This is a genomic window from Pseudomonas sp. RIT-PI-AD (assembly GCF_025642785.1).
Classification (GTDB): Bacteria; Pseudomonadota; Gammaproteobacteria; order Pseudomonadales; family Pseudomonadaceae; genus Pseudomonas_T.
In genome coordinates this window covers 227,187-247,391 of the sequence record NZ_JANZKU010000002.1, presented here as the reverse complement: position 1 = coordinate 247,391, position 20,205 = coordinate 227,187, and the positions used below count along the sequence as shown (strand labels likewise).

Sequence of the window (20,205 nt, the reverse complement as noted above, 5' to 3'; positions counted from 1 at the left end):
GCCATGCATCCCAGGTTTGCGACATGTCCTGCCGCCCCCTGGCCGGCGCGCGCGTCCGGGTCCGGGCATCCATCGAACACCGCGGAGATTCGCCATGGGTAATCCCGTCATCGCCGGGCTGGGCTTCAGCCTGCCCAAACGCCAGGTCAGCAACCACGACCTGCTCGACCGCATCAATACCTCCGACGCCTTCATCGTCGAACGCACCGGGGTGCGCACGCGCTATCACGTCGAACCGGAGCAGGCGGTCAGCGCCCTGATGGTGCCGGCGGCGCTGCAGGCCATCGAAGCCGCCGGCCTGCAGCCGGCGGATATCGACCTGCTGCTGGTGAATACGCTGTCACCGGACCATCACGACCCCTCCCAGGCCTGCCTGATCCAGCCGATGCTGGGGGTTCGGCATATCCCGGCGATGGATATCCGCGCCCAGTGCAGCGGGTTCCTCTACGGCTTGCAGATGGCCCGCGGGTTGATTCTCGCCGGGCTGCACCGGCATGTGCTGGTGGTCTGCGGCGAGGTGCTGTCGAAACGCATGGACTGCTCGGACCGCGGGCGCAACCTGGCGATCCTGCTGGGCGATGGCGCCGGCGCCGCGGTGGTGAGCTCCGGCGACCGCCCGGACGAGGGTCTGCTCGACCTGCGCCTGGGCGCCGACGGCGAGTATTTCGACCTGCTGATGACCGCCGCGCCCGGTAGCGCGTCGCCGCGTTTCCTCGACGAGGCGGTGTTGCGCGAAGGGGGTGGCGAATTCCTCATGCGCGGGCGGCCGATGTTCGAGCATGCCAGCCAGACCCTGGTACGCATCGCCGGAGAATTGCTCGACGCCCATGGCTTGCGCCTCGATGACGTGGACCAGGTGATCTGCCATCAACCCAACCTGCGCATCCTCGACGAGGTACAGGCGCGCCTGGCGATCCCCTCGCACAAGTTCGTGGTCACCGTCGACCGGCTGGGCAACATGGCCTCGGCTTCGACCCTGGTCACCCTGGCGATGCACTGGCCCGACATCCGCCCTGGCGATCGCGTGCTGATCCTCACCTATGGTTCGGGGGCCACCTGGGGGGCCGCGCTTTACCGCAAGCCCGGCGGCGAGCCAGCATGTTGAGAAACGCGCTGCCCGGCCAACTGGACGAGGACCTGTACCTGCTCGGCGATCCCCAGGTGCCGGTGTTCCTCCTGCGCCTGGGGGAGGACAGCTGGGCCCTGGTGGAGGGCGGCCTGAGCCGCGACGCCGAGGCGGTTTGGCGCGACCTACAGGGTTGGGTGAAGGATCCGACCCAGGTGCATTACTGGCTGATCACCCACAAGCACTACGACCATTGCGGCCTGTTGCCCTACCTGTGTCCGCGATTGCCGAAGGTCCGCGTGCTCGCCTCGGCGCGCACCTGCGAGGCCTGGCGCACCGATAAGTGGCGGCGCGTGGTGGAGCGCCTGAACGGCGAGCTGCTGCGCGAAGGCCAGCGCCTCGCCGAAGGCTGTCCCTGGGACAGCCTGCCGGTGGTGCCGGTGAGCGAGGGCCAGCGTCTGGACCTGGGGCCGGCGCACAGCTTGCGGGTGCTGCTCGGCGACGGGCACTGCGACGACCAGATCCTGTTCCACGACGCGCGGCGGCAACGCCTGTTCTGTGGCGACGCGCTCGGCGAGTTCGATGAGTCCGAAGGCCTCTGGCGGCCGCTGGTCTTCGACGACTGGGACGCCTACCTGGCGACCTTGACCCGCTTGCAGTGCCTGCCGCGGTTGCGCCAGGTGCTACCCGGGCACGGCGGCCTGTTCGCCGGCCGGCTGGCCGCGGACGCCGCCGAGAACGCTTACCGGGAATGCCTGCGGCTTTGCCGTCGTTTGCGCTGGCGGCAGGCACAGGGCCAATCCAGTGTTCCACTGAGCGAAATCCTGCACCGGGAATGGGCCGAGCAGAGTCGCGACTTCCTGCCCGAGGGCCTGCACCTGGGCAGCATGCGCAGGATGCTCGACATCATGTCCCGCCAGGCCATGCCGCTCGATTAGAGGGCGTCCGCCAGGGCGCCATTCGCACCTATCCATAGCAGCCGTTCGACTTCAACGACAGGGAGATACAGGATGATCGTGGTTCTACGACGTCCAGAGGACGAGGCCGAGCTCCGCAAATGGGTTCCGCCGGAAGCGGTGTTCAGTCATTTTCACGACAACGGCCAGCAGGTCTTCATCCTGCGGGGCGAAGGCATTCCCGAACGACTCGCGGATCAGCCCTGGGTCGAGCGCGTCCTGCAATTGCAGGGCAAATACAGCCTGGCCCGCAAATCCTACAAGGCTGCGGGAAGCGTGGATCTCGGGCCTTACAGGCTCGGGGGCGAGCGCTTCATGGTAATCGCCGGACCCTGCGCGGTGCAGGGGCGCAAGCAGCTCGCCGGTCTGTGCGAGGTGCTGGCGGAGGTGGGCGTGCATGCCTTGCGCGGGGGCGCCTACAAACCGCGCACCAGTCCCTACGATTTCCAGGGAATGGGCGAAGAGGCCCTGTTGCTGATGGCTTCGGCGCGCGCGCAGTACGGTTTCCCGGTGGTCAGCGAAGTCATGGACCCGAGGCAGATCGACGCCATGTTCCCCTGGGTGGATTGCTTCCAGGTGGGTGCGCGCAACATGCAGAACTTCGCCTTGCTCAAGGCGCTCGGCCAATCCGGCAAGACCGTCATGCTCAAGCGCGGTCCGGCCGCGACCGTCGAAGAGTTCCTGGCCGCTGCGGAGTACCTGTACAGCCATGGCAACCCTTCGATCATCCTTTGCGAGCGCGGCATCCGTACCTTCGAGACCTCGACCCGCAACACCCTCGACCTCAATGCCGTGGCGGTCCTCAAGCAGGAAACCCACCTGCCGGTGCTGGTCGATCCCAGCCATGGCACGGGCCGCCGGGATCTGGTGATTCCGCTGTCGCGCGCCGCGGCGGCGGTGGGCGCCGACGGGATCATCGTGGAAGCCGATCTCTACCCCGAACTGGCCGCCAGCGACGGTCCCCAGGCGTTGACCGCGCCGTTGTTGCAGACCTTGATGAGCGAGCTGCGGGTGTTGTTGCCCGCGCTGGGGAGGTGCCTGTGAACACGGATTTCCGAATGCTGCAGGCGCAGCTGGAGTACCGCCCGCTGGCGGTGGATGCCCTGTCCGTATGGCGCCAGGGCGGCGCCAACCGCATGTTGTTCGACTGCTACGACGTCGACAGCAAGGCGCCACGGCGGACGGTCGCGGTGCTGACCAGCTGCCTGCGAATCGAGTGCTGGGGCGCCGAGGTGAGCCTGTGGGCGTTGAACGCCAACGGCCGGGCCTTGCTCGATCCGCTCAGCGAACGGTGTCCGCCGGACGTGAGCTGCCTGCGCGAGGAAGACCTGCTGCGCTGGCGCTTCCCCGATGAGCGCCGCGAGGCCGACGAAGACAGCCGCCTGCATGGCCTGTCGATCCTGGAGGCGCTGCGCGTGGTCTTGGCTTCCACGTGCGATACGGGCGCTTCGCCGCTGCTGTTGGGCGGGCTGTTCAGCTTCGACCTCGCCGAGCGATTCGAGCCCTTGCCGGTTCTCGACGACGCCGAGAAGCAATGCCCGGACTACCTGTTTCTGGTGCCTGAGCTGCTGCTGGACATCGATCACGTGCAACGCCTCAGCCGCCTGCAGGTTTTCATCTTCGACCAGGCGAGCGAGCCGGTGCTGAGCGAGCGCCTGCATGCCCTGGCCGGGGAGGCCGCCCGTGCCATACCCGCGGCGTCTAACGCGGAGCCCCTGGGGCCGGTAAAGGGGTCGATATCGGTGGACGTGGACCTGGACGATGAGCGCTTCGCCCTGCAGGTTGAGGCACTCAAGCAACACGTGGGCGCCGGCGACGTATTCCAGATCGTACCCTCGCGCAGCTTCAGCATGCCTTGCCGCGACCCCTGGGCGGCGTACCGCCAGCTCTGCCGGCGCAACCCCAGTCCTTACCGCTTTTTCCTCGATGTCGGCGATTTCTGCCTGTTCGGCGCCTCGCCGGAGTCGGCCCTGAAATACGACGCGGCGACCCGGGAGGTGGAGCTTTACCCCATAGCGGGTACCCGCCCCCGCGGAAGGACCGCCGACGGGCGCATCGACCCGGAGCTGGACAACCGGCTGGAGGCCGAGCTGCGGCTGGATGCCAAGGAGATCGCCGAGCACATGATGTTGGTGGACCTGGCGCGCAACGATCTCGCCCGGGTGTGCCGCCGGGGAACCCGGCAGGTGAGGGAAATGCTCAAGGTGGACCGCTACAGCCATGTGATGCACCTGGTCTCGCGGGTATCCGGCGAGTTGCAACCCGGGCTGGACGCCCTGCACGCCTACCGGGCCTGCCTGAACATGGGCACGCTGGTGGGGGCGCCGAAGGTCCGGGCGATGCAATTGCTGCGCGAGTACGAGGTCGGCTACCGCGGCAGCTATGGCGGGGCCATCGGCATCCTGGATGCCGCTGGCAACCTGGACACCAGCATCGTCATCCGGGCCGCGGAAGTGCGCGACGGGGTGGCGCAGGTGCGTGCGGGGGCAGGTGTGGTACTGGATTCGGATCCTCGGCTGGAAGCCGAAGAAACCCGCAACAAGGCCCAGGCGGTGCTGACCGCTCTGCTGGCCGCCGCTTGCGAACAGGAGGGCTGGGATGCGCATCATGCTGCTGGATAACTTCGACTCCTTTACCTACAACCTGGTCGAGCAACTGTGCCTGCTCGGGGCGGAGGTCCGGGTGGTCCGCAACGACGTCCGCCTGGCGAACCTGCAGGCGGACTTGCTGAGCCAGCACTACGACCTGCTGATGCTCTCCCCGGGGCCGGGTCGACCGGAGGACGCCGGCTGCATGCTGGCGCTGCTGGAGTGGGTGCGCGGTCGGCTACCGGTGATCGGCGTGTGCCTCGGTCATCAGGCCATCGCCGTCGCGGCCGGCGGTCGGGTGGGCCTCGCGCGGCGGCCGCTGCACGGCAAAAGCACGCCGCTGTGCTTCGACGGCCTGCACCCCTTGTTCGCCGGCCTGGAAAAGGGCATGCGGGTGGCGCGCTACCATTCCCTGGTGGTCAGCGAGTTGCCGCCGGGGCTGGAAGTGCTGGCCGAGGCCGACGGGGAGATCATGGCCCTGGGCGACGTGCGCTATCGGCAACTCGGCCTGCAGTTCCATCCCGAATCGATCCTGACCACCCATGGGCAGCGCTTGCTGGAGAATGCGCTGGCCTGGTGCCGCGCGCCGATGGAGGGCCGGGCCCTGCACGCCTGATCGGCGCGGCCTGGCAGGCGAACCCGACCGGGGCGCGAAGCGCTTCCCGGTCGGCACGTCAGGACGTGGGGAGGGCAGAGGCGGGAAGCCCGAAGAGCCGGTCGAATGCCCAGTTGAAGGCCAGGGTGTAGCAGGGAATCAGGACGATCAGCGCGACGTCCAGCAGGAAGGCTTCGCGCAGGCTGATCGCCATCCACCAGGCGATCAGGGGGATGAGGAACACCACCAGGGTCAACTGGAAGCCGATCGCATGCTGGACTCGGCGCTTGATGCCGCGGCCGCGCTCCGCCTGCCGGCTTTCCCAGTACTCGAACAGATAGGTGTAAACGAGGTTCCAGGCCACGGCGACGCTGGTGATCATGACCGCCAAGGGGCCGGTGTGGGCGGGCGCGGTGCCGGAGAGCAGGGCCAGGCCCAGGGTGGATATGCTCATGCCGATGGCCTCATAGGCCGTCACGTACAGCATCTTGCGTTTGAATCCTTGCATGACCTTCTCTTCGAACGAATCTGGTGATGCCTACTGGAGGCGGGCTGATTTCAGCGCTATCTTGAGTCACGCGATCTGATAGAAAAAGTTAGCTCCTATCAGTTTTATAGAAGGGAAGCGCGGTGAGTTTTTCCAGCGACACCATTCAACTGTTCCTCGCCGTCATCGAACACGGCTCGTTCTCGGCGGCTGCCCGGGCGCTGGGACGAGTGCCCTCGGCGGTCAGCATGGGTATCGCCAACCTGGAAGCGGAACTGGGCTTTGCCCTGTTCGACCGCTCCCACCGCGAGCCGGTACCCACGGCCCAGGCGCGATCGCTGATGCCCCATGCCCGCCTGGTCGCGCACCAGCTCAAGCAACTCCAGGTGCATGCCCTCGAACTGTCCAGCGGCCTGGAAAGCCGGCTTTCGCTGGGCATCGCCGCAGATATCGACACGCGCTTCCTGCTGGCGGGCATCGAAACCCTGGCGAGCCGCTACCCGTTGCTGGAAATCGAGGTGTCGACCGCCCCACAGGACGACATCCTCGCGCTGTTGCACGAGGCCCGGTTGGACCTCTGCGTGGCCTTCGCCGGGCTCGGGGTGGACGTCCGCGAAGCGTTCCAGTACGTGGGGGACGAATCCTTGGTCGCCACGCTGTCGCCCCGTCACCCCGCCCTTGAAAATCGCGAGGCCCTTTACCTGGAGGATCTGGTGCCCATCCGGCAGATCCTGGTGGCCAGCCGCGACCGGCCCCTCGCCGATACCCGTCCGCTGTTGGGCGAGTCCTTCTGGAGAACCGACAGCCTGTCGATGGCGATCGAAATGGTGGAGGCGGGCATCGGCTGGGGGAATTTTCCCCTGCCGGTGGTGGAGCCGCTGTTCGCCCAGGGCAGGTTGCAGCGCATTCGTTTCCGCAACACCGCGAACGAGCTGAAATTGCCCGTGCACGCGGTCTGGCTGCGCGCCAGGCCCTTGCGCAAGGCGGCCAGGGAGTTCGTGCGGATCATCGGCGAAACTCGCTGAACCCTTTCCGGGCGCGCTGAGAGCGGCCTGGCGATCGACCGCCAGCCGTTTCCGCGTCATTCCGAAGCCGGCCGCGATGCCCGGTGGCTCGGCGCTTCATCGCCGCCGGATTGACGGCGTCGCGCGGCTCGTGGATATTGATAGTTAGCAAACTATGTATGCGCGCAGTCTCCCCCCTATGAATTCCGATTCGCTCCGCCTGAGCATCAGCAGTGGCATGGTCGCTGCGGCTCGCCATTGGCGTCGCATGTGCCAGAACACCCTGGTCAACTACGGCATTTCCGAAGCCTGCGCCGTGCCGCTGCTGATGATCGCCCGCCTGGGCGATGGCGTTCGGCAGGTGACCGTGGCCCATGCCGCGGGCCTGGAAGGGCCTTCCTTGGTGCGTTTGCTGGACCAACTCTGCGCGGCCGGTTATGTCTGCCGCAGCGAGGATGCGGCCGACCGCCGCGCCAAATCCCTCAACCTGACCGAAAGCGGACGCGCCTTGGCCTTGGCCATCGAGGAAGAACTGATCCGCTTGCGTCGCGACGTGCTGGAGGGCATCGATCCCGCGGACCTGGAGGCGACCCTGCGCGTGCTGAAAGCCTTCGAGGCGGCGGGACAGGCGGGGACGGTGGCCTCTTGAACGGCTTCTTCAGCAGCGTGCCGCCGGCGCGGGATTGGTTCTACGGCGTGCGTACCTTCGGCGCTTCGATGCTCGCGCTGTACATCGCGTTGATCATGCAGCTGCCCCGGCCCTACTGGGCCATGGCCACGGTGTACATCGTGTCCAGCCCCTTCGTCGGCCCCACCAGTTCCAAGGCGCTCTATCGCGCGCTGGGCACGCTGCTCGGCGCTTCGGCCGCGGTGTTCTTGGTGCCCCTGCTGGTGCAGACACCCTATCTGCTGGCCCTGGTGATCGCACTCTGGACCGGCGTGCTGCTGTTCCTCTCGATGCACTTGCGCACCGCCAACAGCTACGCGCTGATGCTGGCCGGCTACACCCTGCCGATGATCGCCTTTCCGGTGGTGGACAACCCGCAGGCGGTGTTCGAGGTGGCGGTTTCGCGGACCGAGGAAATCCTCCTCGGCATCGTGTGCGCGGCCGTGGTCGGGGCCATGTTCTGGCCACGCCGGCTGGCGCCGGTGCTGATGGATGCCGCCGGGCGCTGGTTCGCCGACGCCGCGCTCTACAGCGACCGCTTCCTGGCCCGCGAGGCCAAGCCGGAGGAAATCGCGGCCCTCGCTGCTTCCATGGTGACCACCTTCAACAGCCTCGAGCCCATGATCGGCCAGTTGCCCCACGAGGGTGCCCGGCCGCAAACCGTGCGCAACGCCAAGGAACTGCGCGGGCGGATGATTCACCTGTTGCCGGTGGTGGCGGCGCTGGACGATGCCTGGACGGCCCTGGAGGCCCGCGCGCCCGAGCGGATGGCCGAATTGGCGCCGTTGATCGGCGAGGTGCGCGCCTGGCTGGAAGGCACCCGCGCGGGCGCGGCCCTGGAGTCCTGGGAGGCGCTGCACGAAAGCCTGGATCGGATGCGCCCGGCCCAGGAACAACTGGACGATCCCTGCCAATTGCTGTTTTCCAACGCGCTTTACCGCCTGGGCGAATGGATCGACCTCTGGCAGGATTGCCGCAGCCTGCAGCACGCCATCCTCACCGAAAGCCAGGCACCCTGGCGGGCGGTCTATCGTCACTGGCGGCTGGGCCGGCTCACTCCTTTCTTCGATCGCGGCCTGATGTTCTATTCGGCGGCGTCGGCGATCATCGCGATTTGCGTCGCGTCGCTGCTGTGGATCCAGTTGGGCTGGACCGACGGGGGCAGCGCGGTGATCCTGGCAGCGGTGGCCTGCAGTTTCTTCGCCGCCATGGACGATCCGGCGCCGCAGATCTACCGGTTCTTCTTCTGGACGGCGCTGTCGGTGCTCTTCGCCAGCCTCTACCTGTTTCTGGTGCTGCCGAACCTGCACGATTTCCCCATGCTGGTGCTGGCGTTCGCCGTGCCCTTCATATGCATCGGTACCCTCACGGTGCAGCCGCGTTTCTACCTGGGCACTTTGCTGACCATCGTCAACACCGCATCCTTCATCAGCATCCAGGGCGCCTACGACGCCGACTTCATGGTGTTCATCAATTCCAATCTGGCGGGCCCGGTGGGGCTGTTGTTCGCCTTCATCTGGACGTTGGCGGTGCGGCCGTTCGGCGTGGAGTTCGCCGCCCGGCGCCTGACCCGCTTCTCCTGGCAGGACATCGTCGCCCTCTCTCGCCCGGCCACTCTGGCGGAACACCGGCGGATGGGGGTCCGCATGCTGGACCGGCTGATGCAACAATTGCCGCGCCTGGCGATCACCAAGCAGGACACCGGCATCGCCCTGCGCGAGCTGCGGGTGGCGCTCAACCTGCTCGACCTGCTGGCCTATCTGCCACGCATGCCGGAGCAGCCGCAGCGGGTACTGCGCCAGGTGGTCGGCGAGGTGGGCAGCCATTTCCAGGCCTGCCTGGACGCCCGCGCTCGCTTACCGGCGCCGCCGGCGCTGCTGAACAGCATGGAGCGCGCGCGCCAGGCGTTGGGCGTGGAGCCCGGTGCCGCGCAGAACGACGCCCGCCCGCACCTGCTGCACGCCCTCAGTGGCTTGCGCCTGGCGCTGTTGCCGGGGGTCGAGGCGGTGATGGAGGCGGTCGAGGACGTTCGGGGCGCCTACGGCCTCGGGGGGGCGCCCCTGTGATCGGCGATCTGGATATCAGCGGGGTATTCCTGCCTACGCTGCTGGTGATGATGGGGCTGACCTATCTGCTTTACCTGGTGGTGCACGCGTTGCTGACGCGCATCCACTTCTACCGCCTGGTCTGGCACCGGGCATTGTTCAACGTCGGTCTCTACGCACTGCTGCTGGGCGCGGTAGATACGCTTAGTCGATACCTGATGACATGAAGAAACCTTTGCTGACCCTGGGCCGCGTGGTCCTGACCCTGATCGTCGTGTGCTTCGCCGCCGTGGTGGTGTGGCGCATGGTGATGTACTACATGTTCGCGCCCTGGACCCGGGACGGACACATCCGCGCCGACGTGATCCAGATCGCGCCCGACGTCTCCGGCCTGATCCAGGCGGTGGAAGTGCGCGACAACCAGGCGGTGAAGCGCGGCCAGGTGCTGTTCACCATCGACCAGGACCGCTTTCGCCTGGCCTTGCGCCAGGCCAAGGCCAATGTCGCCGAACGCCAGGAAACCTATGAGCAGGCGCGCCGCGAGACCCGGCGCAACCGCGAGCTGGGCAACCTGGTGGCCCGCGAGCAGGTGGAGGAGAGCCTGTCCCGCGAGATGCGGGCGCAATCCGCGCTGGCCGAGGCCCAGGTGGCGGTGGACGCCGCGCAGCTCAACCTCGACCGCTCGGTGATCCGCAGTCCGGTCGACGGCTACCTGAACGACCGTGCGCCGCGGGCGCAGGAATTCGTCAACGCGGGGCGCCCGGTGCTCTCGGTGGTGGACGGCGATTCCTTTCACATCGACGGCTATTTCGAGGAGACCAAGCTCTCCGGCATCCGCATCGGCCAGACCGTCGACATCCGCGTGGTGGGCGACGACACCCGGCTGCGCGGGCACGTGCAGAGCATCGCCGCCGGTATCGAGGACCGCGACCGCAGCAGCGGCTCCAACCTGCTGCCCAACGTCAACCCGGCTTTCAGCTGGGTGCGGCTGGCGCAGCGGATCCCGGTGCGCATCGCCTTCGATGAAGTACCGGCCGATTTCCGCATGATCGCCGGCCGCACCGCCACCGTGTCGATCGTCGATGACGGGACCGGGGAGGGCGCGGCGCGATGAAAGCCTCGTTACGCCTGGCCACGGTGGGACTGGGCCTGACGTTGTCGGCCTGCCAGGTGGTCGGGCCCGATTACCACCTGCCGGAACAGGCCGCGCTGAATCGCCCGGACTTGCAAGGCGCGCTGGCCGTCGGCGACGCGGACGTGGTCTCGGCGCCGGTGCCGGCGGACTGGTGGCGGCTCTACCAGGACCCGCGCCTCGACGAACTGGTGCGTCGGGCCCTGGCGTCCAATACCGATCTACGGATAGCCGCGGCCAACCTCGCCCGCGCCCGCGCCCAGGTGAACGAAGCCCAGGCGGCCGGAGGCTTCAGCAGCGGCGCCAAGGTGGCCGTCGAGCGCATCCAGGAATCGGGCGAAGCCTTTCTGCAACCGGCCAAGGTCCCGGTGGCCAACGTCGGCAGCATCGCCCTCAGTACCTCGTATCAGTTCGATCTGTTCGGCGTGTTGCAACGCGGCATCGAGGCCGCGCGGGCGAATGCCGACGCCACCCAGGCGGCCGCGGACATCGCCCGGGTCACCCTGGTGGCCGATGTGGTGCGCGCCTATACCCAGGTCTGCGCGGCCAACGAGGAACGTGAAATCGCCGAGCGCTCTCTCGGTTTGCAGGAGCAGGGCCTGACCCTGGTCCAGCGCCTGCGCGACGCCGGTCGGGGCGACGAAACCCAGGTGACCCGGACGCAGACCCAGTTCAAGTCGCTGCGCGCCGACCTGCCGCGCTACGACGCGGCCCGGCAAGCCGGGCTGTTCAGATTGTCCATGCTCCTGGCGGAACCCCTGGAGCGCCTGCCCGCGGGATTGAACGACTGCGCCCACCTGCCGACGATCGCCCAGGTCCTGCCGGTGGGCGACGGCGCGGCGCTGCTCAAGCGGCGCCCGGACGTGCGCCAGGCCGAGCGGCGGCTGGCGGCCGCCACCGCGGGGATCGGCATCGCCACCGGCGAGCTGTATCCGGACATCAGCATCGGCGCGACCGTCGGCAGCGTCGGGATCCTGGAGAACCTCGGCAAGCCCGCCACCAATCGTTGGGGCTTCGGCCCGTTGCTGAGCTGGACGGTGCCCTCCAACGGCTCCCGTGCGCGCATCCGGGAAGCGGAGGCGTCCACCCAGGCGGCGCTGGCGCACTTCGACGGCGTGGTGCTCAACGCCATCCGCGAAACCCAGACCGCGCTGGTCCAGTACACCGCCTTGCTGGAGCGTCGCGATGCCCTGGCCGAGGCGGAACGCTCCGCGCAGCAGGCGGCCGAGCAGACCCACAGGTTCTTCCAGGCGGGACGCGAGTCCTTCCTCGCCGATCTGCAGGCCACTCGCACCTACACCGACGTGCGCGGGCAACTGGCAGCGGCGGAGACCCAGGTCGCCATGAGTCGTATCGACCTGTTCCTGGCCCTGGGCGGCGGTTGGGGCACGGACGAGGCGGTGCCCGCCGGGCAGCCCGCGGCGACCGGCGGGCCGCGCCAGCCCTAGGCCTGGCGCGAAACAGCGGGCAGGTTTCCCCGGGCGGCCCTTGGCGGCCGTTCGGCTACCCGGCCGGGGTATCGGGGCTGAGAAACTCGCGCAGCCCCGCCAGGCCGCCGAAAGCATGCCCGGCCATGCCGAGGGCCTCGGCCGCCGCGACGTTCACCTCGCGGTCGTCGATGAACAGCACCTCGGCGGCCCGGCAACCCAGGCTTTCCCAGCACCAGCGGTAGGCGGCCGGGTCGGGCTTGGCGCAACCCATACGGCAGGAGAAACCGCGCAGCGCGAAGAGCCCGAGCCAGTCCTGACGGCTTTCATAGCGCTCCGCCAGCTCGTGGGGGATGTTCGAGAGCAGCGCCAGACGGTAGCCGTCGCCGTCCAGCCGATGCAGGTAATCCACCATGCCCTCGTCGATCCGGCTCCAGCTGTCCACGTCGGCCTCCACCAGCTCGTCGATTCGGGTGGCCGAGTAGTCCCTGCCCAAGGCCTGGCCAACCCTTCGCCAATAGACCTCGGCCGGTTGCCCGCGGTCGTAGGGCGTGCGGTGCTCCCAATAGGCGCTCCAGAAGGCCGCGCTGTCGGCCTGGCCGAGGCCTTGCAGACGGCGCTTGTCCTCTTCCAACTGATGCCTGGCGATGACCCCGAACAAGTCGAAAAGCAGTACCGGCTTGCCCGGTTCGGGGCGGTGTTCCTTCGGGCGGGCGTATTCCACGGCGCGTAGTTCCTCGTTTCAGGGGGTTCCGGTGGAGGGGCCCAAGGCCGCCCGGGTGCCGCGGATGATCGCAAAGGTCGCGCCGGTGCACAGCAGCGACAGCAACGCCATGAACAGCGGCGCGCTGGATACCCCCTGGGTTTCGATCAGCTTGCCGATCAGCGGCGGGAAGGCGATGCCGCCGACCATGGAGGCGGCGATGACGTAGGCGGTGCTGGCACGGGCGGCGGGCACTACGCGGTTCAGCCAGGCAAGCCCGGTGGGGAAGATCGGCGCGATGAACAGGCCGACGCCGATGTAGGCGATGGCCGCCAGTTGCGGAACCAGCGCCGCGACCAGGCACAGGGTCATGCCGATGCAACTCACCCGCATCATCCGCTCGGAGCTCCAGCGCAGCCCCAGCCAGGCGGCGAAGAAGCGGCCGCCGGTGAGCGCCAGCCAGTACAGCGAGGTGGCGGTGGCGGCGAAGGCGGCGCCATAGCCCAGGGCTTCCAGGTGGGTCGGCTCCCAGCCGCCGACCCCGGTCTCGATGGCGACATGGAAGATGTAGATCACGAAGAACGCCGCCATGATCGCCAAGGCGCCGTGGCGCGTGGCGGCATGCCCGGTCCGGGTCGGCGGCGGATCGCCCAGGGAGCGCGCCATCTGCCCGAGGAACAGCGCCGGCAGGATCGAGCAGAGCGCGAAACCCAGGAAGATCGCCTGGTAGTGTTCGGCGCCGAACCAACCGACCAGCGCCGGCCCGGCGATGGCCCCGATGCCGAAATGGGCGTTGAGCAGGTTCACCATGGCGACGCTGCGTTTGCCGAAGCCGATGGAGAAGATGAAGTTCAGCCCGAAGTCGCCGCCGCCGAAGCCCAGGCCGATGACGAAGGCGCCGGCGAGGGCCAACGGCCAGGTCTGGGCGTAGGCGAACAGCAGGCATCCCAGTGCCATCAGCCCATAGGAAAGCCCCAGGGACAGCCGATTGCTCAGCGAGCCATAGACCTTGTGGAAGAGCAGCACGCCCACCAGCGCGCCGATGAAGTGCGCGCTCAGGCTCATGCCGGCCTCGGCGGTGCCGATGCCGAAGCGCTCCAGCAAATGGGGAATGGCTGGCCCGTACAAGGCTTGCAGGGCGCCCATCACCACGAAGCCGAAGCAGGACGCGGCCACCCCCAGGGCCGACGCCGCCTGGACCGGCTCGTTCAGGTAGAGACCTTCCGCCTGGGCGCTCATGGCCGCTCCTCCCCGTGGGTCGCCGCCAGGGGCGGGAAGTCCGTCCAACGCGGTTGCAGGTCGGCGCCCTGGGTGTCCAGGGCGCCGATCAGTTCGCCGTCCACGTGGACCCGCAGGCTGGCGGCGCCGGCCGGCAGGCGCAGGACGCTTTCCTCGCCGGCGTGGCTCAGGGTCACCACGTCCGCCGTGGCGCTCGGGTTGAACAGGCCGAGGAACAGGGTCCGGCCATCCTGGCTCTGCCGGCGGATCACCGCGGTCAGGCCGTAACGGCTGCGGCAGGCGACACTCGGCTGGTTTTCCCTGGACAGGGCATCCGAGGCGAAGCGCTGCAGGCGTTCCAGGTCATCCGCTCCGCCCTCGATGCGCAGGGTCGGGCTGCCCGGGGTGGCGTCTTCAAGTTCCAGGGCGACCAGCAGGCCCGCTTTGAACAGCAGTTCTTCCACGGTATCGCAGAGGGTTTCCACCCAACTGTCGCAAGCCCGCACGGAGGCCGCCTCGATGATCGCCTGGCGGCTCAACTGGATGGTCGCGGCGGTCACCAACTGGCTGTCCAGCAAGTCAGTGCCGAAGTCGTGCAGGAAGGCGGAGAGACAGCGCAGGGCCACGACGTTAGCCGAGGTTCCGCCGTCCTCTCGCAGCGGCGCGCCCGGGCAATAGGGCGGCCCGTAGAGCGCGGGGTCGAAACCGTCGGCTCGCAGGCCCTGCGGGTCCAGGTCGATCTCCTGGCCCCAGTGCTCCGTGGCGCAGGCGGTATAGACGCTGCAGGACGTCGAGCCCAGGAGCAGCCCGAGCAGGGCGTGGAACAGCGGCACATGGGGCTGGGCGAACGACGCATCGGCCCAGGTGAAGCCCCAGTTGGCCTCCAGGGTATCGGTGCGGCCGGCGACGATGCCCAGCAGGTGCGACATGAAGGCGCCGCGATCGCTGGCGGCGTTGCCGACCCATTCGGTATGTCCGACGTGATAGCCGCTGTCGCGGAACGCCAGGTGCCGCGCCATCCAGCCGGCGAAGGCGTTCTGCTGGGCGTCCGGGCGCACCAGCGGGACGTTGACCAGCCGCGGCAACCGCGGGCTGTGGAAGCCGTCCAGCCAGCGCCAGGCGTCGAGCATGGCGACCCCGGCCCAGCGCGGCCATTCGCTATGCAGCACGTCGAGGGACTCCCCCAGCGTGCGTTTCTCCAGCGCGGTGGCATCCTGCTCGCGCCCCTGCATCCAGGCCCAGAAGGCGGTCAGCGCCGGTGCCGAGGCATCCTGCCGCTCCAGCGGCAGGCCGGCGTCGCTGAAGATCCCCTCGTTGCCCAGTTGCAGCGCGACGATCGGCCCGGCCGGCGCGGCATGGGGCCGGACCACCCGGTCCTCGACCTCTTCCAGCCAGGTCCCGACCTGCAGGCGTACCGCCGGATCGAACAGGCTGGGCAGCCTGCGCCCCTGGGACAGCAGGGGCTTGCCGGTGATCCCGGTGATCGGGCAGTAGCGTTGTTCGTCGCAGAGCCGGTCGGGCAGCCCGCCCAACTGGACTTCCGCGTGGATGAAGGGACCGGGCTTGACCACGGCCTTGAGGCCGGCGGCGGAGATCAGCCGGAGCAGCCGCAGCAGGTCGCGCTGCGGGTCGGTGGCGCCGGAAAAGTCGAAATGCAGGGCGTCGGCCCCGCGCACCTCGTGGAAACGCCAGGGTATATAGAACGAGACCACGTCTATTCCGTTGCGCTTGAGCTGGTTCAGGTTGGCTTCCCAGTCCGTCGGCGAGGCCCGGTAGTAGGGGTACTCGCCGATCAGGACCGGCCGGCCGAGGGCCGGGAGAATGGACGCGACTCGTTCTTTCATCAGGCGGCCTCCTTGGCCTTTTCGCTGTCTGCGACGATCAGGACCTTCAACGCGGCGTAGGGGTTGTCCGGCGAAGGCGAGAGCGCGGCGAAGGCTTCCTCGTAGTGCTCCATGGGGAAGCGTGCGGTGATGATGCGTTCCAGCGGCAACTGGGTGGCGATGCGGATCGCCCGTTGGAAGATGTGGCTGTTGTAGTCGCCGGCGCCGATGATGCTCAGGCCGCGCATGAGGATTTCCAGCGGCTTCACCGTCGCGGTGGCCTTGCTGTTATAGCCCATGATCACCAGGCGGCCACGGGGTTTAGCGTATTCCAGGCTGCTTTCCAGCAGATTGCCGACCGATTCGACGACCACGTCGGCCAGGCCCAGCAGCCGGGCGTCGCCGGGCGCGGCCAGGGACAAGCGTTCCTGGCCTTCGAAGATCGCCTGGCAGGCGCGCCGGCGGAAGGCGTCGGGCTCCACCACCCAGACCCGCGCGCCCATGGACAGGGCGAGCATGGCCGAGACGATGCCCATGGGGCCGCCGCCGACGACGACCAGGGTCTCGCCGGCGCTGAGGCGGGTCGCCTCGATGTTGTTCAGCGCGCAAGCCAGGGGCTCGACCATCACCGCGCGGTCGAAGCTCATGCCCGCCGGGATCGCATGGCAGAACCGCGCCGGCAGGGCGATGTATTCGGCGAAGGCGCCGTGCCGGTCGACGCCGACCTCGTTGCCGCTCTTGTTCTGGCAGAAATTCAGGTGACCTTCCAGGCAGGCCGGGCAACTGCCGCAGTACAGGGTCGGGTTGATGATCACCCGCTGGCCCGGGACCAGCGACGTGACCTGGCGGCCGACGGCCTCCACCACGCCGACCGACTCGTGGCCGAGGATGGTGCCGGCCTTGGCGCTGAACTTGCCGACCAGGATGCTGCGGTCGGTGCCGCAGATACCGGTCTGCACCACCTTGACGATCACGTCGTCGTCCTGGCGGATTTCCGGGGTGAGGTGGTCCTTCAGTTCCAGGGCATTGCTTCCATTCAATACGAGCGCTTTCATGCGTGTTCTCCGGTTACCGATAGGGGGTGTTGCGCGCGCGGCCGGCCCAGCTCCCAGGTGATTTCCGCGAGCAGGGCGGCGTGCAGTTCGGGGGTGGAGGCGGCGATGCAGGACTGCTGGTTGGCTGGGGTGATGTCCATCAGGTCGGTGCCGCCCAGGCTGTTGCCGTAGGCGTCGGTGATCGTCACCCCGGCGAGTTTCGCCAGGAACACTGCGGCGGCGATGTCGTAGGGGAATAGGTGCAGGATCGAGCCGCGGCCGGCCTTGCGGAAGGCCGCCTCGGTCTGCGGATGGTCCTTCAGCACCCGGTTGCCGATGTCGACGTAGGCATCCAGCTGGCCGGTGATGATGCGGCTGATGGAATAGGTGGCGCTGTTGAAGATGAAGACCCCGCCGCTGTTCGCCGACGTGTCGACGAGGTGGGCGTAGGCGTCCGCCATCAGGCCCATGGGATGGCCATTGAATTCGATCGACCAGAACATGAAGCGGGTTTCGCGGGTCGGGCTGAGGTTGGGAATCCGCTGGCGGAAGCCGTCGCTGACCAGCCCGAGCGTCTTGTCGCCATAGAGCCAGGCGCCGCTCTTGATCTCCATCAGCAAGGCGGCGTCGACGTCGTCCAGGCACGCCTTGCCATCCACCAACGGGGCACGGGCCAGGGAAATCATGCCCATCTCCAGGCCGGCGGAAGTGGGCCGGGTGCCGTCGATCGGGTCGATCACCAGGATCGAGCGCGGGTTCTCGCCGATCTCGATCAGCGACTGATCCTCGGTGTAGATGGCGATGGGTTCCGACGTGTGCGCCCTCACGTAGTCGACGACCGCCTTCTCGGCGATTTCGTCGATGTCGAACTGGGCGTCGCCGCCGGGCGAGTCGCCGTGGACGAAGCGGTTCAGGCCCTTGTCCGCATAAAGCTGCAACTCCTTGCGGACATGCTGGCCGAGGCCGAGGAGGAAGTCTTTCATGCGCCCATTTCCTCCCTGAACAGGGTTTCCAGCCGGTCGCAGATTTCCTCCGCCTCGCGGTAGGTCAAGGTCAGCGGCGGCCGGATCTTCAGAACGTTGCCGAAGCCGTAGCGCGAGGTGCGCATGATCAGGCCGTACTTCATGGCCTTGTCGGCCAGTTCGTTGGTCAGCGCCACGTTGGGCGAGCCGTCCGGGTTCTCGATCTCGAAGCCGATCATCAGGCCGACGCCGCGGACGTCGCCGATGAAGCGGTGGCGCTTCTGCATGTCGTACAGGCGGTCGAGGATGTAGTTGCCGGTCAGGCGCACGTTGGCCAGGAATTCCGGCTGCTTGACGATTTCCAGCGTGGCGTTGGCGGCCGCGGCGGCGAGCAGGTTGGAGCCGTAGGTGAAGGAGTGGTGGTGGGAGGGCAGGCCTTCCAGGCGCTTGTTGGTGATGATCGCCGCGACCTGGGCGCCCGATCCGCCGAGGCCCTTGGCGGTGGTGATGGCGTCCGGCTCGATGCCGAAATACTGGGCGGCGAACATATGCCCGGTACGGCCGATTCCGGTCTGGATCTCATCGAAGATCAGCGCGATGTCGTGCTTGTCGCAGAGCGCGCGGAGCTTCTGGAAATAACCGTCCGGCGGCACGATGTTGCCGCCGTTGCCGGAGATCGGCTCCACCAGGATGGCCGCGACCTGGCCGCTGCTGGCGTATTCCATGAAGTCCTCGATGCGATCCACGCAGAGCATGCCGTGGGCGCCGCACTCGCCGGGCTTCTTGCCGTAGAAACAGCGGTGGCAATAGGGGTCGGGCACTTGCAGCGAACCGGGGAACTGGATCGGGAAGGGCGCCTTGCGGAAGGCGTTGCCGGACATCGAGGCCATCATCATGGTCTGCCCGACGTGGCTGCGGAACAGCGTGATCACTTCGCTCTTGCCGGTGGCGCGCTGGGCCATCTTGATCGCCCCTTCGTTCGCCGAGGAGCCGCTGCAAACCTTCGGGTGCACCCGGGTCATGTTGGCGGGGGATACCGAGAGCAGGTTGTGCGCCAACTGGTTGATGGGGTCGCTCTGGAAAGAGGACGTGATATGGATGAGTTTGTCCGCCTGGTCCTTCATGGCGGAAATCACCGCGGGGTGCGAATAACCCAGGCTCAAGTTGAATGTCGCCGATGCGCAATCGATATAACTCCGACCCTCCGAGTCATAAAGATAAATACCTTCGCCGTGCACCATCTTTACAGGGCTGACCGGGTAATAGAGTTCTTCGACTGCCAGTGCACTTTCCATTGTTCACCTCATCAGGGTTAAGTTCGATGAGCCATGACAACCAGACGATGGCGGTGCTACGGGACAGCTTGCTTGCCAGATACTGCCTGTGCGATCCAGTCAATTCGCCCGGGGAAAGGGGCGAAAGCTCTCCCTCCGGATCCCGCCTATGCGGAATCGAGAATTCCTTGGAGTTCTTGTGAATGGCGTTGGGAATGGCGCGGACGACGGTCAATGACCGATGGTTTAAGGATTCACTGGGAGGCTTTCAGGACATCGATTCCCAGGCGGGAAAACTCATTCAGGCGCATGGGTTCGGTATCCTTTTCCACGACCAGGCAGCCGATATGCTGGGCGGCCGCGATATGGAAGGCCGCTCGGGTTCCGAGTTTCTCCATGGTGGCCGCCACCACGACTTTTTCGCTGGCCTCGATCATGGCCTTCTTCAACTCCGCCTCTTCGGAGTCGAACACCGCCAGGCCCGCCTGGGCATCCAGCGCGCAGACGCCGAGGAAGCACAGGTCGGCATGGGTGGACATGACGTCGCGCAGGGTGCGTACCCCGACGGCGGCACCGATCCGCTTGTTTACCAGGCCGCCCAGCAGGATCAGCACGACCTGGTCGTGGCCGCTCAGGGCGTCGGCGACGCTGGGCGCATTGGTCACCACGGTGAGCGGCATGTCTTTCGGCAGGTGCGCGGCGATGGCCACGTTGGTGGAGCCGGCATCGATGATCAGCACGTGGCGCGGTTTGACCAGGGTGACCGCGGCGCGGGCGAGGGCTTGCTTGCGGCCAGGGGTCTCGTCCACGCGCTCGGACAAGGGCTGGCTGGCCGGGGACAGCGGCAGGGCGCCACCGTAGATGCGTTTGCATTGGCCGTTCGAGGCCAAGTCGCGCAAATCACGCCGAATCGTGTCTTCTGTTGCGCCAAGATCCCTGGCCAGGTCCACGGCCAGGACTTTGCCCTGACGCGTCAGCCGTTCCATGATGTAATCGCGACGTTCGCGGGGAACCAGGGCGTCGGCGCTGACTTTCGGCATGTTTTTCACTCCCTTGAAAACGTGCCCAAACGTATAGCAATGGGGATCATTGGGTCAAGTAAATACAAAATCACCAATTGCTTTAAAAAAGTACGCACAAATCGCTGAACGTTCAAAGGCTATATGCCATACCTTTCTTACCGAATCATTAAGCAGGCCGGGCGGCGAACGAGCATTCTGGAAG

19 protein-coding genes are annotated in these 20,205 nt (G+C 67.2%); 11 read left to right on the top strand and 8 right to left on the bottom strand.

Features of this window, described 5'->3' with window-relative positions:
- Positions 1–94 precede the first annotated feature (94 nt).
- The 5 genes from OGL92_RS02875 (at position 95) to OGL92_RS02855 (ending at position 5,226) form a co-directional block, all read left to right on the top strand.
- Positions 95–1,105: a ketoacyl-ACP synthase III gene (locus tag OGL92_RS02875; protein WP_263140135.1), complete on the top strand. Its 1,011-nt coding sequence runs from the start codon at positions 95–97 to the stop codon at positions 1,103–1,105.
- Positions 1,099–2,004 carry an MBL fold metallo-hydrolase gene (locus tag OGL92_RS02870; protein ID WP_263140131.1) on the top strand — a complete coding sequence of 302 codons (906 nt, stop codon included), beginning with the start codon at positions 1,099–1,101 and terminating at the stop codon, positions 2,002–2,004. The genes OGL92_RS02875 and OGL92_RS02870 overlap by 7 nt, the downstream gene beginning before the upstream one ends.
- Before the next feature lie 72 nt (positions 2,005–2,076).
- A complete protein-coding gene (gene aroF / locus OGL92_RS02865; protein ID WP_263140123.1) occupies positions 2,077–3,066 on the top strand; it encodes a 3-deoxy-7-phosphoheptulonate synthase in 990 nt (329 codons plus the stop codon).
- Positions 3,067–3,080: 14 nt separating this feature from the next.
- Positions 3,081–4,643 (top strand): anthranilate synthase component 1, encoded by a 1,563-nt coding sequence (locus OGL92_RS02860; RefSeq protein WP_263140116.1) that lies wholly within the window; start codon positions 3,081–3,083, stop codon positions 4,641–4,643.
- Positions 4,621–5,226 carry an aminodeoxychorismate/anthranilate synthase component II gene (locus OGL92_RS02855; RefSeq protein WP_263140113.1) on the top strand — a complete coding sequence of 202 codons (606 nt, stop codon included), beginning with the start codon at positions 4,621–4,623 and terminating at the stop codon, positions 5,224–5,226. Before OGL92_RS02860 ends, OGL92_RS02855 begins: the two co-directional genes overlap by 23 nt.
- A 58-nt stretch (positions 5,227–5,284) precedes the next feature.
- Here the strand turns inward: OGL92_RS02855 and OGL92_RS02850 are convergent, their stop codons facing one another.
- Positions 5,285–5,713, bottom strand: a complete 429-nt coding sequence (locus OGL92_RS02850) for a PACE efflux transporter (RefSeq protein WP_263140112.1) — start codon at positions 5,711–5,713, stop codon at positions 5,285–5,287.
- A gap of 122 nt (positions 5,714–5,835) precedes the next feature.
- Here OGL92_RS02850 and OGL92_RS02845 point away from each other — a divergent pair, with 122 nt between their 5' ends.
- The 6 genes from OGL92_RS02845 (at position 5,836) to OGL92_RS02820 (ending at position 11,988) form a co-directional block, all read left to right on the top strand.
- Entirely contained in the window at positions 5,836–6,717 is an 882-nt protein-coding gene (locus OGL92_RS02845) for a LysR family transcriptional regulator (RefSeq protein ID WP_263140111.1), read from the top strand.
- Positions 6,718–6,895: 178 nt separating this feature from the next.
- The gene (locus OGL92_RS02840) at positions 6,896–7,345 is read left to right on the top strand and encodes a MarR family transcriptional regulator (protein WP_263140110.1); all 450 of its coding nucleotides are present in this window, start codon (positions 6,896–6,898) and stop codon (positions 7,343–7,345) included.
- Positions 7,342–9,429 carry an FUSC family protein gene (locus tag OGL92_RS02835; protein WP_263140108.1) on the top strand — a complete coding sequence of 696 codons (2,088 nt, stop codon included), beginning with the start codon at positions 7,342–7,344 and terminating at the stop codon, positions 9,427–9,429. The genes OGL92_RS02840 and OGL92_RS02835 overlap by 4 nt, the downstream gene beginning before the upstream one ends.
- Positions 9,426–9,635 carry a DUF1656 domain-containing protein gene (locus OGL92_RS02830; RefSeq protein ID WP_263140106.1) on the top strand — a complete coding sequence of 70 codons (210 nt, stop codon included), beginning with the start codon at positions 9,426–9,428 and terminating at the stop codon, positions 9,633–9,635. The genes OGL92_RS02835 and OGL92_RS02830 overlap by 4 nt, the downstream gene beginning before the upstream one ends.
- Positions 9,632–10,522 carry an HlyD family secretion protein gene (locus tag OGL92_RS02825; protein WP_263140105.1) on the top strand — a complete coding sequence of 297 codons (891 nt, stop codon included), beginning with the start codon at positions 9,632–9,634 and terminating at the stop codon, positions 10,520–10,522. Before OGL92_RS02830 ends, OGL92_RS02825 begins: the two co-directional genes overlap by 4 nt.
- Positions 10,519–11,988 (top strand): TolC family protein, encoded by a 1,470-nt coding sequence (locus OGL92_RS02820; protein ID WP_263140104.1) that lies wholly within the window; start codon positions 10,519–10,521, stop codon positions 11,986–11,988. Before OGL92_RS02825 ends, OGL92_RS02820 begins: the two co-directional genes overlap by 4 nt.
- Before the next feature lie 55 nt (positions 11,989–12,043).
- On the opposite strand, the gene OGL92_RS02815 is transcribed toward OGL92_RS02820, so the two are convergent.
- The 7 genes from OGL92_RS02815 to OGL92_RS02785 form a co-directional block, all read right to left on the bottom strand.
- Positions 12,044–12,691, bottom strand: a complete 648-nt coding sequence (locus OGL92_RS02815) for an HAD family phosphatase (RefSeq protein WP_263140102.1) — start codon at positions 12,689–12,691, stop codon at positions 12,044–12,046.
- Positions 12,692–12,709: 18 nt separating this feature from the next.
- Positions 12,710–13,909 (bottom strand): MFS transporter, encoded by a 1,200-nt coding sequence (locus OGL92_RS02810; protein WP_263140098.1) that lies wholly within the window; start codon positions 13,907–13,909, stop codon positions 12,710–12,712.
- Positions 13,906–15,732 (bottom strand): beta-galactosidase, encoded by a 1,827-nt coding sequence (locus tag OGL92_RS02805; protein WP_263140093.1) that lies wholly within the window; start codon positions 15,730–15,732, stop codon positions 13,906–13,908. Before OGL92_RS02805 ends, OGL92_RS02810 begins: the two co-directional genes overlap by 4 nt.
- On the bottom strand, positions 15,732–16,766 hold the full coding sequence (locus OGL92_RS02800) for an alcohol dehydrogenase catalytic domain-containing protein (RefSeq protein WP_263140091.1): 1,035 nt from the start codon (positions 16,764–16,766) through the stop codon (positions 15,732–15,734). Before OGL92_RS02800 ends, OGL92_RS02805 begins: the two co-directional genes overlap by 1 nt.
- Entirely contained in the window at positions 16,763–17,728 is a 966-nt protein-coding gene (locus OGL92_RS02795) for an inositol monophosphatase family protein (protein ID WP_263140090.1), read from the bottom strand. Before OGL92_RS02795 ends, OGL92_RS02800 begins: the two co-directional genes overlap by 4 nt.
- Entirely contained in the window at positions 17,725–18,948 is a 1,224-nt protein-coding gene (locus OGL92_RS02790; protein ID WP_263140271.1) for an aspartate aminotransferase family protein, read from the bottom strand. Before OGL92_RS02790 ends, OGL92_RS02795 begins: the two co-directional genes overlap by 4 nt.
- 287 nt (positions 18,949–19,235) lie before the next feature.
- Positions 19,236–20,021 carry a DeoR/GlpR family DNA-binding transcription regulator gene (locus tag OGL92_RS02785; RefSeq protein WP_263140089.1) on the bottom strand — a complete coding sequence of 262 codons (786 nt, stop codon included), beginning with the start codon at positions 20,019–20,021 and terminating at the stop codon, positions 19,236–19,238.
- Positions 20,022–20,205 lie beyond the last annotated feature (184 nt).